Origin of the sequence: Sphaerisporangium rhizosphaerae, from assembly GCF_042665155.1 — a bacterium.
In the GTDB taxonomy this organism is placed as follows: Bacteria; Actinomycetota; Actinomycetes; order Streptosporangiales; family Streptosporangiaceae; genus Sphaerisporangium; species Sphaerisporangium rhizosphaerae.
Genome location: NZ_JBHTCG010000057.1, coordinates 1 through 12,200, shown reverse-complemented (window position 1 = coordinate 12,200; position 12,200 = coordinate 1). Strand labels below are relative to the sequence as shown.

Below are 12,200 nucleotides of genomic sequence, written 5' to 3'. Positions count from 1 at the left end.
GCGGTCCTGTCCTTGACGGGCGGAGGAGTCAGGTGGCGGCGGGGGCGAGCAGCAGCGACAGGCGGCGCAGGCCGCGTGCCGTGCGCGCCTTTACCGTGCCGAGCGGCACGCGCAGCCGGTCGGCGATCTCGCGTTGGGTCAGGTCCCCGTAGTAGGCCAGCTCGATCGCCTGCCGCTGGGCGTCGGGAAGGACGGCGAGCGCCCGCCTGATGCGGTCGCGGTCGGCGAGCACGTCGCCGTCGTCGCGCCCGTCGTGGCCGGTCGGCTCGGTGACGGCCTCCAGCGGCACCGTGGTGAGCGTGCGTACCCGCAGGTGGTCGACGGCGCGCTTGTAGGCGATGCCCAGCAGCCATGCCGTGAGGCTGCGGGCAGGGTCGAAGCGGTGCCCGAACCGCCACGCCTCGGTGAAGACGACCTGCAGGACGTCCTCGACGTCCTGGGGCGGCACATATCTTCGCAGGTAGGACCGGACGGCGGGGGCGTGCGTGCGATAGCAGTCGCCGATCGCCGTCTCCTCTCCCGCGGCCAGGCGGTACTCCAGGGTCTCGTTCATGAACACCCTCATGCCATCGGAAAGCTACTCAAAACCTATTCATAGTCGCCTTCGGCATGCCGGCGCAACCACCGGCCGCCACCGCGGCCCGCAGAGATGGGCTCAGCGCAGAAGGCCCATGACGGCCGTGATCGCCTCCGGCAAGGTGGACACGCGCGCCGTCCCGGGCGGCAGGACGTCCGCCCAGCCGGGGCCGCCCACCACCACACGGCTCGCCGGCCGCAGCCGGGGCAGCGCCGCGAGCGGCACCGCGTCGCCGGTCTCCCGCCGGTGCGACCAGACGAAGACGACCGAGGGCCCGAGCCGCCGCATCGCCGCCTCCAGCGCGGCGTACGGCGTGCGTGGGCCCAGCACCCGCGTCTCGACGGCCAGCTCGCCCAGCGCCGCCGCCAGCGCGTACACCGGCAGGCTGTGCTGCTCTTCCTCCGCGCACGCGAGCAGCACCGGCCGCGGGTAGGCCGGAGCCGGGGCCTCGCGGGCGCGGGCGGCCAGCGCGTCCAGCAGGCGCTCGGAGAACATGTGCTCCACCTCCACGCCCGCGCCCGTCTCCTCCTGCCTGCCGACGATGACGGCGAACGCCGGCCGCACGAGCCGTTCCCAGGTCCAGGCGACGCCCCGGTCGCGCAGCGCCGCCTCCAGCCGGCCGTCCACGGTGCGCACGTCCAGCGCGAGCGCCGCCCGCGCGAGCGCCGCGGCCGAGGGCGGCCGTCCCGGCGTCGCAGGAGACCTCGCTCCTTCGCCGCGCGCGTGGCCGGGTTCACCGATCGCCGTGCGGCCGGGCACGCCGCCTGCCGTGCCCGGTGCACCGGCCGCCGGGTGGCCGCTTTCACCGGCCGGGGTGCGCTCCGGTGACGGCACGGGCCCGGTGGCCGGGGCCGCAGGGGCGACCGGGCCGGGCGGCGGGCGGTGGCGCAGGGCGTGACCCGCCGCGTCCGCCGGAGCCACCCCGGCGTGGATGAGCCGGTTCATCTCCTCCAACCGGCGCAGGTCCGCCTCGTCGTAGCGCCGGTGCCCGCCCGGGCTGCGGCGACTCGGACCGATGCCGTACCGCAGGTTCCAGGTGCGCAGCGTCGGGACGGGCACGCCGAGCCGCCGTGCGACGGCCCCGATGCCGTAGCCGGGCTCGTCCCCGGCCGGCGGGCCGCCGCCGTCCTGCGCCGCGCCGTCGTGCCCCACCGGCCGCCCCACCCTCCGTCGTCGTCCATCTCCAGCCGCCTCGCCGCACCGCGCCCAGCGGTTCGGCCACGGCCGGCTCACGAACCAGGGCGCATTGACCAGCGGAGGTTCATCTTCTGTCCCGCTTTGCAGAGCATGCCCGGCATGGGTGCAACCGCGCCGCCGAGGAGGCACGAAAACTTTACTGATGAGGCCCATGATCCCTGCAATGGCCGAAGGAGCGGTGCCCATGGTGACGTTGGCCCGGGAGAAGAGCGAACTCCGCGAGCTGATCGACCGCCACCTCGGCCACCTGCTCGAACGCGAGATGGGTCGGCTGGACTTCCTCGGGGACGAGGAGCGCGCGGCCGTACGGCGATATGTGGCCGACTTCGTCCTGCGGGGCGGCAAGCGGCTGCGGCCCTCGTTCGTGTACTGGGGGTACCGCGCGGCGGGCGGCTCGCCCGCCGACCTGGACGTCGTGCTTCCCGCGGCCTGCGCGGTGGAACTGCTGCACGCCTGCGCGCTCCTGCTCGACGACGTGATGGACGAGGCCGGCACCCGGCGCGGCCAGACCACGGCCCACGCCGGGCTGGCCGCCCGTCACCGGGAGCTCGGCTGGTCCGGCGACCCCCGCCGCTTCGGCGAGTCCACCGCCGTGCTGCTCGGCATGATGGCCTTCACCTGGGCCGACGCGGCGCTGCTCGACAGCGGACGGCGCCTGGGCGAGGCCCTGGAGATCTTCACCCGGCTGCGCGTCGAGATCATCGCCGGGCAGTACATGGACCTGGCCGGCGCGGCCCGCGGAACCGGCGGCCGCGAGGAGGCCACCCTGATCGCCAGGTACAAGTCCGGCAAGTACACCGTCGAGCGGCCCCTGCACCTCGGCTGCGCCATCGCCGGGGGCGGCCCGGCCGTGCGCCCGGCCCTGAGCGCGTACGCGCTGCCGCTGGGGGAGGCGTTCCAGCTCCGCGACGACGTGCTCGGCGTGTTCGGCGACCCGGCGGCCACCGGCAAGCCCGCCGCGATCGACCTGCTGCAGGGCAAGCGCACCTACCTCACGGCGGTGGCCCGCGAACGGGCCGGCGCGCGCGGCGCGGCCGTCCTGGACCACGTGCGCGACCAGGACGACGTCGCCGCCGCCCGCGACCTGATCGTCTCCACCGGCGCACTGGACACCGTCGAGGCGCGCATCGCCGGCCTGCTGGTCGCCGCGAGGGCGGCGATCGACGGAGCGGACCTGCCCGCCGAGGCCGCGGCCGCCCTGCTCGAACTCGCCGACGCGGCGACGGGCAGGAACGCCTGATGGGGGCCAGGCACCCCGTCGTGGTCATCGGAGCGGGGCTCGGCGGGCTCGCCGCGGCCATGCGCCTGGCCGGGGCGGGCCGCGAGGTGACCGTCGTGGAGGCCCAGGACGGCCCCGGCGGCTGCTGCGGAACCGAGTCCGCCGGACCCTACCGGTTCGACACCGGCCCCTCGGTGCTCACCATGCCCGGTGTGCTCGCCGGCACCTTCGCCGCCGCCGGGCAGGACATGGACGGCTGGCTGCCGCTGCGACGGCTCGACCCGTTCTACCGGCTCACCTACCACGACGGCTCCAGCCTGGACGTGGTCGCCGGAGCAGAGGCCATGACCGAGCAGGTACGGCTGCTGTGCGGCCCCGAGGAGGCGGTGCGGTACCGGCGCCTGCGGCGGCTGCTGGAGGAGATGTTCCGCCTGGAGTGGGCGGCGTTCATCGACAGGGACATGACGCGGCTGCGCGCGCTCGCCCGCCCGTACGCGCTGGCCAGGCTCGCCGCGCTCGGCGGTTTCCGTACGCTGGACGGCCTGGTGCGCCGGCACCTGACCGACGACCGGCTCATCAGGGCCCACACCTTCCAGGCGCTGTACGTCGGCCTGGCCCCGCGCCGCGCGCTCGGGATCTACGCCGTCATCGCCCACATGGACACCGTCGGCGGCGTGTACTTCCCCGCCGACGGCGGTATGCGCGCCATCCCGCTCGCCATGGCCGGCGCCGCGGGCAAGGCCGGGGCCCACCTGCGGTACGGCGTCCGCGCCACCGCCGTGGAGGCCGACGGCGCGGGGGTGACCGGCGTCCGCCTCGACACCGGCGAACGGCTCCCCGCGAGCCACGTCGTCGTCGCCTGCGACCGGGCGGCGGCGCACCGCGGGCTGCTGCCGGAGGCGGCCGACGACTGGCGGCTGCGGCGTCCCCGGTTCTCCCCGTCCTGCCTGGTCGCCCACTTCGGCCTGGACCGGCGCCTGCCCGGCCAGGCCCACCACACCCTGCACTTCGGGCGCGAATGGGACGCCACGTTCGACGCCCTGGAGGCGGGCCGGCCGCAGTCCGACCCGAGCCTGCTGGTCACCTACCCCAGCGGCGACGACGCCGCCGCGCCCGAAGGGCACGCCACCCTTAGCGTGCTGGAGCCCACCGCGAACCTGACCGGCGGCGGCGACTGGGAACGGCTCACCCCCCGGCTCCTGCACCGCATGCTCGGCCGGCTCGACGCCCTCGGTTACGGCGACCTGTCGACGGCTCCGCACCTGGTCCTCGACCCGCCCGCGTGGAGCAGGCGCGGTCACACGGCGGGCACCCCGTTCGCCCTCGACCACCGGTTCACCCAGACGGGCTGGTTCCGGCCCGCCGGCGCGGCCCGCCGCGTCCCCGGGCTGCACTTCGCGGGCATGTACACCGCGCCCGGAGTCGGAGTGCCGCCGGTGCTCATCTCCGGCCGCCTGGCCGCGGAACGCATCCTGGAGTCCACCCCATGACATCCCACCCCGCGGCGCCCTCGCGCGCCACCACGCTGACGGCCAGCTACGAACGGTGCCGGCGGCTGCACGCCTCCTACGGGCGCTCGTACTACCTGGCCACCCTGCTGCTCCCGGCCTGGAAGCGGCCCCACGTGCACGCGCTGTACGGCTTCGCCCGCCACGCCGACGAGATCGTCGACTCCTTCGCCATGACCGGCGACCGGGGAACGGCGCTGGAGGATCTCGTCGCCCAGCTCGTCGCCGGCCTCGCCGGGGAGACCGTCGCGGACCCGGTGCTGCCGGCGTTCACCCACACGGTGCGCGGCTTCGACATCGACCTCGCCGACATCGACGCCTTCCTCGCCTCCATGCGCGCCGACCTGACCGTCCACCGCTACGGCACCTACGACGAGCTGCTCGGGTACATGGACGGCTCGGCGGCGGTCATCGGCACGATGATGCTGCCCATCCTGGAACCGCTGCCGGGCGCCGCGGGACGGGCGCGTGAGCCGGCCCGCCAGCTCGGCCTCGCCTTCCAGCTCACCAACTTCATCCGCGACGTGGCCGAGGACCTCGACCGGGGACGCATCTACCTCCCCCTGGAGGACCTGGAGAAGTTCGGGGTCTCGGAACAGGACCTGATCGCCCGCCGGACGACCCCGGCCGTCCGCGATCTCATCGCCTACGAGGCCGACCGGGCGCGCGACCACTACCGCCGGGCGCTGGAGGGCATCGAGCTGCTCGTGCCGTCCTCGCGGCCCTGCGTGCGCGCCGCCTACGAGCTGTACGGCGGGATCCTGGAGGAGGTCGAGGCGGCCGGATACGACGTCCTGGCGGGGCGGGTGCGCGTGCCCCGGCGGCGCCGGCTCGCCATCTTCACCAGGTACCTGACCGCCGCGTCCGCCGCCGGCCGCGCCGAGCGCCGCACCCAGGTGAAGGCCCGCTGAGATGGACCGCGACCACGACAACCCCTCCCAGGCGGACACCCCCTCTACGCCCGCGTCCCCGCCCACTCCGGCGCCGGGCACGCCGGGCACGCCGAGCGGGCGGAACGCCGCGTCTCCGGCGGTCCCGTCGCGGCCGGTCGTCCTTGACGCCATGGGCGGGGACCACGGCCCCGCCGAGACCGTGCGCGGAGCCGTCCAGGCGCGGCGGGAACACGGCGTCCAGGTGATCCTCACCGGCCTGCCGGACGTCCTGGGCCGTGAGCTCGCGCGTCTCGGCGCGGCGGGCGAGGCCGACATCGCACCGGCCACCGACGCCGTCCCGATGTCCGAACGCGGCGTCGGCGCCCTGACCAGGACCGGGTCCAGCCTCGCGGTCGGCCTGGACCTGCTGCGGCAGGGCATCGGCGGATCTTTCGTGTCGGCCGGCTCCACCGGGGCCGTCGTCGCGAGCGCGATCGGCCTGCTCGGCACGGCCCCGCAGGTGCTGCGCCCGGCGCTCGCCGTGGCGCTGCCGTCGGTGCGGGGCGGGGCCACGGTACTGGTCGACGCGGGCGCCACCGTCGATCCGACCCCGCAGATGATCGCGCAGTTCGCGCTGCTCGGCGTCTCCTACGCCCAGCTCGTGCTCGGCGTGGACGACCCCTCGGTGGGCCTGCTCTCCATCGGCTCCGAGCCGGGCAAGGGCAACCGGCTCACCCGCCGGTCGGAGGAACTGCTGCGCTGGATGCCGTTCCGCTTCCACGGCAACGTGGAGGGCGATGACGTCCTCGCGGGTACCGTCGACGTGGTGGTCACCGACGGATTCACCGGCAACGTGGTGCTGAAGAACATCGAGGGGACGGTCCGGGCGACCCTGTCCCTGGTCACCCGGTGCGGCATCGCCGGGCCCGACGACCTGCGGCAGGTCGCCCGCCGCTACGACCCCGAGACACACGGCGGAGCGGCCCTTCTCGGCCTCGCCGGCACGGTGGTCGTGGCCCACGGCTCCTCCCGGGCCGCGACGATCGCCCGTGCCTGCGTCGTCGCCCGTGACCTCGCCGAGGGCCAGGTGGTGGCCCGCGTGCGCGAGCACCTGACCGTCACGCCCGCCCGGTGAGGCACGCGCAGGCGCGCGCCTCCCGGACCCTCTCAGGGGCCCTCGTGCGCGCGGGCGGCGAGGGGATCGGCGCCGTCCCACGTCCCCTCGCTCGCGTAAGGCGCGAAGCGGGCGAACAGCTCCTCGGAGTACCAGCCTTCCGCGCGGACCCGTTCGACCACCCGCCGATGCGGGCCCTGCGCGTACGCGAAATCGCGGACGGCCGCGGCGTCCCGCCAGAGCGAGAAGGTGGCCTGCCGGGCCAGCGGCCACTCGCCGATGCCCACCGAGGCCAGGCACCCGTCCTCCTCGCGCAGCGGTCGCTCGACCCCGGAGACCGACCGGTAGAAGGGCACCAGACTCCGTGGCCGGATCGCGGCCCTGGTCAGCACCGCGACCGGTCCCGTCCTGTACTCCGGCGCACCTCCGCCCAAGGACCCGAGGCCGGAGCCCCCGTCATCGTGCGGTGTCACGCCGTGGACGACGCCGCGAGCGGGCGGCTCGCTCCCTGGGGCAGGTGCGCGATGGTGGACGGAGTCCGGGCCGAACGGCGCCACTCCGCCCCAGCGTCCGCGGGACGCCAGCGGCGCCAGGCGCACCTGCCACGACTCGGCGGCCTCGCGCCGCCACCTGGCCGGGATGGGGGAACGGGCGAGGAAACGGTCCAGCACCGCCTCCTCGCGCCACACGGCGAGCAGCGCCCAGCGGCGGGCGTCCGCGCCCAGCGTCATCGACCGTCCCCGCCCTGTCCCGAGCAGCCGCCAGAACAGCAGCCCCTTCGTACGGCGCAGCACCGGCCGGTCGAACGCCATGTACCGCGCGGCGCCCAGGTCCGCGTACCTGTTGAGATGGAACGAGGCGATGATGCTCCCCGTGCCGGTCATGTCGCTGATCTCGGTCATCGGCGGCTACCTTCTCGGTTCGATCCCGGTGGCGGTGCTGGTCGCGCGGGCCCACGGGTTCGACCCGCGTGACGTCGGCGACCGCAACCCCGGCTTCTGGAACGTGCGCGAGCGACTCGGCGCGGGCGGGGCCGCGCCCGTCTTCGCCGGCGACATGCTCAAAGGCGTGCTCGCCGGACTGCTCGGGCTGGCGGGCGGGGGATGGCACACGACCGGTCCTTGGGTGGTCGCCGGGCCGAGCGTGCTCCCCGCGTACGCCGCCGTCGCGGCGGCGATGGCCGGGCATGCCTGGCCGGTGTTCGCCCGGTTCCGCGGCGGGCGCTCGATCCTCACCTTCGCCGGAGGGATGGCGGTCATCTGCCCGCCGGCGTTCGCCCTCGCCCTGGTCCTGCTCGCGGCCGTCGCCATGCTCACCCGGTCGTTCTCCATCGGCGCCAGGGCCGGTGTCTTCGCCCTGCCGGTGCTGCAGTTCGCCTTCGCGCCGGTCGGCCACGTCGCCGCGACGGGAGCGCTGATGTGCCTCATCGGCCTGCGCTTCGGACAGGCGGCTCTGGCGGCGCGGCGTTCGTGACGGTACGCGCCTCCGGCGCCGCCGCGTTCGTGCCGGCATGCGGCTGTGATGGCGCGGCCTCGGTGGCGGTAGGCGACTCCGGCGCGACGGCGTCGCCGACCTCGTGGGACGCTCCGGCCGGCGCGGCGCTCGCGACCGCACCCCCGGGAGGGACGCGGGGATAGGTGCGATCTCGCCAGGTCCGCACCGGACGCAGCGTCGCAAGCGTCAGCCGTACGGCCGTGGCCGGGTCGAGCAGCACCGACAGGGCGACTCCGGGGCCGGGACGCGCGTAGCTCCTTCGCAGCGCCCCCGCGAGCAGCAGCCGTACGGCCACCAGCGCGAGGTCGAGCCGGGTCGGCCGTCCGGCGGCCAGCCTCAGCACAGGAAGGGCGGCGGCCAGCCACACGACGGCGAGGTCGGCGGCCTGCCACGCGGGACCGGTCACGTCGCTGAGCGGCAGCGACCGTCCCCACTGCCGCCACACGTCCGTCGCCGACTCGTGCATGTCGACCTCCAGCAGGCCGCCCGCGTCGAGGAACCCGACCACCCATCCCCGCGCGGCGAGCAGTCGCGCGAGCGCGACGTCGTCCGTCATGTGGCCGCGAACGCGGGCGAACCCGTCGGCGCGCAGCATCGCCTCGCGCCGGAAGGCCAGGCACTGGCCGTTGGCGACGACCCGGTGCGGCGGCGGGGGCGTGGCAGGGCCGATGGGACCGAACCGGTAGATCAGCGTGGCGAGGAACGAGGCGTGCAGCGCCTGCTCGGCGGTCCCGTCGCACACGAACCGGGGGCCAACGCTGACCAGGTCCCTGCCCTCCAGCGCCGTGACCAGCGCGCCGAACAGTCCGGGAAGCGGCCGGGCATCGGCGTCCAGCGTGACGACGATCGCGCCGCGGGCGCGCAGAAGTCCCTGGTGGAGGGCCCACTGCTTGCCCACCCAGCCGGCGGGCAGCGGCCGTCCCCGCACGACCGTCGCCCCGAGCGCGGCGGCGAGCCGGGCGGTGCCGTCGGACGACTCGTCGTCCACGACGATCACCTCGGCCACCGCCGGGTCGGCCAGTACGGCCGTCAGGCACGGGCCGATACGGGCCTCCTCGTCCCTGGCCGGGATCACCACCGAGATCGGCGCGGTGACCTCCGGGCCCCCGGGGGCGAGCGGAGGCAGGCGGCGTCGCCCGCGCGCGAGTCGCACGCCGACGGCCAGAGCGGCCAGTGCCTGCGCGCCGGTGAGCACCCGTCCGAGATGCCGGCTTCCGCCTCCAGGCCGCCAACCGCCCGACGGCCGGGATCCGGCCGCCGCTTGGGATCCGGTCGCTGCGGCGCGGCGCACGTACTCGAAGGCCGCGGCCGCTCGGCGCCCCGTCACCATGCCTCGCCGCGCCCACGGGAGCCGGCGTCCAGCGGTACGGCGCCACGGTTCGCGGTCGTTTTCCTCCTGGCGTTCCGGCCGTGGAGGTCCTCGTTCACCAGGTCGGCGACGATCCGCCCGCCCATCGTCACCAGCGGCAGCCCGCCGCCGGGATGGACCGAGCCCCCCACCAGGTACAGGCCCCGTCGAGGACCTCGGTTGCCGGGCCGGCGGAACGGCGCGAGCCTGCCGGCGTACGCGCCCCCGTAGATCGCCCCGCCCCAGGCTCCGTAGCGGTCCCGGATGTCGGCCGGAGTGAAGGTCTCCAGGAAACGCAGCCGCCCGGACAGGTCGTGCCCGCGCTCCGCCAGCCTCTCGAGCACGCGCTCCCCGTAGGCCTCGGGGGACACCGGCCAGCGCCCCGGATCTCCGGCGGGCACGTTCACCAGCATGACCCAGTTCTCCGCGCCGGCGGGCGACTGCGAGGGGTCGTCCACGGCCGAGCAGCCGATGTAGACCGTCGGGTCCTCCGGGGGACGCCGCCGCTCGAAGATGTCACCGAACTCCTCGCGGTAGTCGGCGGAGAACACGACCGAATGGTGCGGCAGTCCCTCGGTTCTGCCTTCGACGCCGGCGAGCAGGAGCAACGCCGAGGACGACAGCCCGAGCCGCGCGATGCGCCGCAACCGCACCCGGTCGGGGAGCAGCCGCCCGTACAGGGACGCGGCGTCGGCGTTGACCACCACGGCGGACGCCGTGACCACCTCACCGCTCGCCAGCCGCACGCCGTGGGCGCGCGTCCGGTCGGCCAGCACCTCGCTCACCTCGGTGGAAAGGTGGACCTCGACGCCGGCCTCGTCCAGCAGCGCGCGCAGGGCGTCGGCGATGCGGGGCAGGCCGCCCGGCACGTACCAGCCGCCCTCCCCGTGCTCGATGGCCGGGATGCAGCCCAGCGCCGCGGGCGCCCGGTACGGGCTCGACCCGGCGTAGGTGGCGTACCGGTCGACGTACTGGCGCAGCCGGGGGTCACGGAAGAACGCGCCGGCCAGACCGTGGAGCGTGCGGCCGGGGGCGACCGCCCACAGGTCCGTGGCCCGCACTTCTTGCGGCGGCCGGGTCAGCGGCGCCATAGGACCGGCGAAGAAGGTGCGCCGCGACGCCTCCAGGCAGCCGCGGGCCCACCGGTGGAAGGCCCGCCACCGCTCGCCCTCCCCGGGCGCGAGCCGCTCGACCGCCGCCGCCGTGCGCTCCGGGTCGCGGTAGGCCGAGAACGACGTCCCGTCGTGGAAGCGGTAACGGCACAGGACGTCCAGCTCGAGGAGGTCGAGCTGGACGCCGAGCTCGCGGAACAGCCCTGGGAGCGTCAGCAGCGAGGGGCCGAGCGAGAACGTGAACCCCTCGCGGCGGTGCTCGGCGAGCTTGCCGCCGAGCCGGGGCAGGCGCTCGTACAACCGCACGGCGTGCCCGTCACGGGCGAGCAGCAGGGCGCAGACCATGCCGCCCACACCGCCGCCGACCACGATCACCTCCGCCATCGATACCTCCATGCCAGCAGAGCGAACGTGCCCATGGCGATTCCGCCCGCCGCGGCGACCAGGAGGTCGGGCGGGCGGAACACTGCCGCGAAACCGATCGTCTCCATCACGGCCATCACCGTGTACACCGCGACCAACCCTGTGCTGCCGGGGGACGGCCCGCCCGCGACCCGGTCGATCAAGACCATGACCAGCAGGGACACCAGGAACCAGCCGACGAAGTTGCTGAACGGCACTCCGCGGTACGGGCCCGTGTCCTCCCATCGCCACAGTCCGAGGCGGAGCATCTGGGGGTCGAGGAACAGATCCCACGCCGTCAGGGCCAGCGCGCCCACGCACGCGCGGGCCGTACGGCCGCGGGGAGCGACGCGGCGGGCGACCGCCTGCGCGGCCAGCCCCATGCCGCCCCAGGCCAGCGCCACGATGAGGGGAACGCCGCCGGGGCTCGGCCACAGCACCCCGGTGTAGTGGTACGCGCCGAACGGCACCCCGGACCGCGTGCCGATCCACTCCGCCGCGTAGCCCACGGCGGCCGCCCCGGCGAAGGCGGCGAGCGCCTTGGGCAGCGTGTGCGCGGCCGCCGCGTAGGCGATCGCGGAGGCCGCCAGCAGGACGACGACCAGGCTGACCAGCCTCAGGTCCTCATGGCGCAGCCCTGTCTCTACTTGGGCCGCGACCATGGCGGCGAGCAGGGCCGCGCCGGCGACCCGATAACGGGCCTCGGCTCCGCCACGGCCGCCGCGCCCCGGTCGTCCTGGCCCGGCTCTCTCCTTGAGCGTCTCCCACGCGTTCACACGTAGTCATTCGATCGACGTCGGCGCCGTAGATGCATGAAGAGCGTGCCGTGTCCCGGCCGAGGCGTGGCTGCGCGGGCCCGCCGCGATTTGACGGACCCCGAGACCGCCCTTACTGTTCTTCTCGCCCCAGGGAACGATCGGCCGCCGTCAAGGCGCCGGGATCCCGGGGAACTCTCTGATGACACCCGCGGGTCCGGCGTAGCCACGGTGGATCCGGCGTCACAGTGCTGCGCAGCGAAGCCCTTCGAGCCTCTGACCGGCTCGGTTGACCTCGCCCAAGCAGTAGGGTAAGTTAGAGGGGTTGCCCTGGAGACGGGGCGGCCTGAATGCTCGTTGGTTCGGGTGGCGGGAGTCAAGTGCTGGCAACGGCGCGATTTGGTTCCGGTCGACCGGATCGGCTAAAATGAAGGCATACGAAATGAACGCCCCAGTCGGGGGTCGGGTCCTTGAAGGGTCTGGTTTCCGGTGGTGTACGCGTCCGTTTCTTGAGAACTCAACAGTGTGTTAAAAGCCAGTGCATGATTATGCATTTTCCCGTCTTCCGTGGCTTTCGTGGTCGCGGGGATGGTTCCTTTGGT

12 protein-coding genes are annotated in these 12,200 nt (G+C 74.7%); 5 read left to right on the top strand and 7 right to left on the bottom strand.

The annotated features are described in order from the left end of the window. Nucleotides 1-28: 28 nt before the first annotated feature. Both ACFQSB_RS39065 and ACFQSB_RS39060 read right to left on the bottom strand, forming a co-directional pair. Complete coding sequence (locus ACFQSB_RS39065; protein WP_354850703.1) at nt 29-553, bottom strand: RNA polymerase sigma factor; 525 nt, start codon at nt 551-553, stop codon at nt 29-31. Nucleotides 554-655: 102 nt separating this feature from the next. Further along, the gene (locus tag ACFQSB_RS39060) at nt 656-1,729 is read right to left on the bottom strand and encodes a MerR family transcriptional regulator (RefSeq protein ID WP_380832331.1); all 1,074 of its coding nucleotides are present in this window, start codon (nt 1,727-1,729) and stop codon (nt 656-658) included. A 229-nt stretch (nt 1,730-1,958) separates the two neighbouring features. Here ACFQSB_RS39060 and ACFQSB_RS39055 point away from each other — a divergent pair, with 229 nt between their 5' ends. From ACFQSB_RS39055 to plsX, 4 genes are read left to right on the top strand one after another with little or no spacing between them, the layout of a single operon-like run. After that, on the top strand, nt 1,959-3,014 hold the full coding sequence (locus tag ACFQSB_RS39055; RefSeq protein ID WP_380832329.1) for a polyprenyl synthetase family protein: 1,056 nt from the start codon (nt 1,959-1,961) through the stop codon (nt 3,012-3,014). After that, nucleotides 3,014-4,483: a phytoene desaturase family protein gene (crtI, locus tag ACFQSB_RS39050; RefSeq protein ID WP_380832327.1), complete on the top strand. Its 1,470-nt coding sequence runs from the start codon at nt 3,014-3,016 to the stop codon at nt 4,481-4,483. Before ACFQSB_RS39055 ends, crtI begins: the two co-directional genes overlap by 1 nt. Further along, a complete protein-coding gene (locus ACFQSB_RS39045; protein WP_354931572.1) occupies nt 4,480-5,412 on the top strand; it encodes a phytoene/squalene synthase family protein in 933 nt (310 codons plus the stop codon). The genes crtI and ACFQSB_RS39045 overlap by 4 nt, the downstream gene beginning before the upstream one ends. A gap of 1 nt (nt 5,413) precedes the next feature. Then, nucleotides 5,414-6,508, top strand: coding sequence for a phosphate acyltransferase PlsX (gene plsX, locus ACFQSB_RS39040; protein WP_380832325.1), 1,095 nt, complete (start codon nt 5,414-5,416; stop codon nt 6,506-6,508). A gap of 32 nt (nt 6,509-6,540) precedes the next feature. Here the strand turns inward: plsX and ACFQSB_RS39035 are convergent, their stop codons facing one another. Continuing rightward, on the bottom strand, nt 6,541-7,389 hold the full coding sequence (locus ACFQSB_RS39035) for a spheroidene monooxygenase (RefSeq protein ID WP_380832323.1): 849 nt from the start codon (nt 7,387-7,389) through the stop codon (nt 6,541-6,543). Here ACFQSB_RS39035 and ACFQSB_RS39030 point away from each other — a divergent pair. After that, entirely contained in the window at nt 7,370-7,960 is a 591-nt protein-coding gene (locus ACFQSB_RS39030) for a glycerol-3-phosphate acyltransferase (protein WP_380832322.1), read from the top strand. The two genes, ACFQSB_RS39035 and ACFQSB_RS39030, sit on opposite strands and share 20 nt — an antisense overlap. On the opposite strand, the gene ACFQSB_RS39025 is transcribed toward ACFQSB_RS39030, so the two are convergent. The 4 genes from ACFQSB_RS39025 to ACFQSB_RS39010 form a co-directional block, all read right to left on the bottom strand. Beyond that, nucleotides 7,911-9,176, bottom strand: a complete 1,266-nt coding sequence (locus ACFQSB_RS39025) for a glycosyltransferase family 2 protein (protein ID WP_380832320.1) — start codon at nt 9,174-9,176, stop codon at nt 7,911-7,913. The genes ACFQSB_RS39030 and ACFQSB_RS39025 overlap by 50 nt on opposite strands. A 128-nt stretch (nt 9,177-9,304) precedes the next feature. Next, nucleotides 9,305-10,825 carry a phytoene desaturase family protein gene (locus ACFQSB_RS39020; RefSeq protein ID WP_380832318.1) on the bottom strand — a complete coding sequence of 507 codons (1,521 nt, stop codon included), beginning with the start codon at nt 10,823-10,825 and terminating at the stop codon, nt 9,305-9,307. Next, nucleotides 10,813-11,619: a carotenoid biosynthesis protein gene (locus ACFQSB_RS39015; RefSeq protein ID WP_380832316.1), complete on the bottom strand. Its 807-nt coding sequence runs from the start codon at nt 11,617-11,619 to the stop codon at nt 10,813-10,815. The genes ACFQSB_RS39020 and ACFQSB_RS39015 overlap by 13 nt, the downstream gene beginning before the upstream one ends. Nucleotides 11,620-12,020: 401 nt before the next feature. After that, nucleotides 12,021-12,200 (bottom strand): hypothetical protein (locus tag ACFQSB_RS39010; protein WP_380832315.1); only part of this gene is annotated, 180 nt, incomplete at its 5' end.

Bases quoted from the DNA above. Each gene is read 5' to 3' on its own strand.
- ACFQSB_RS39055 (WP_380832329.1), top strand. From the start codon at position 1,959: ATGGTGACGTTGGCCCGGGAGAAGAGCGAACTCCGCGAGCTGATCGAC.
- plsX (WP_380832325.1), top strand. From the start codon at position 5,414: ATGGACCGCGACCACGACAACCCCTCCCAGGCGGACACCCCCTCTACG.
- ACFQSB_RS39035 (WP_380832323.1), bottom strand. From the start codon at position 7,389: ATGACCGAGATCAGCGACATGACCGGCACGGGGAGCATCATCGCCTCG.
- crtI (WP_380832327.1), top strand. From the start codon at position 3,014: ATGGGGGCCAGGCACCCCGTCGTGGTCATCGGAGCGGGGCTCGGCGGG.
- ACFQSB_RS39020 (WP_380832318.1), bottom strand. From the start codon at position 10,825: ATGGCGGAGGTGATCGTGGTCGGCGGCGGTGTGGGCGGCATGGTCTGC.
- ACFQSB_RS39030 (WP_380832322.1), top strand. From the start codon at position 7,370: ATGTCGCTGATCTCGGTCATCGGCGGCTACCTTCTCGGTTCGATCCCG.
- ACFQSB_RS39045 (WP_354931572.1), top strand. From the start codon at position 4,480: ATGACATCCCACCCCGCGGCGCCCTCGCGCGCCACCACGCTGACGGCC.
- ACFQSB_RS39065 (WP_354850703.1), bottom strand. From the start codon at position 553: ATGAACGAGACCCTGGAGTACCGCCTGGCCGCGGGAGAGGAGACGGCG.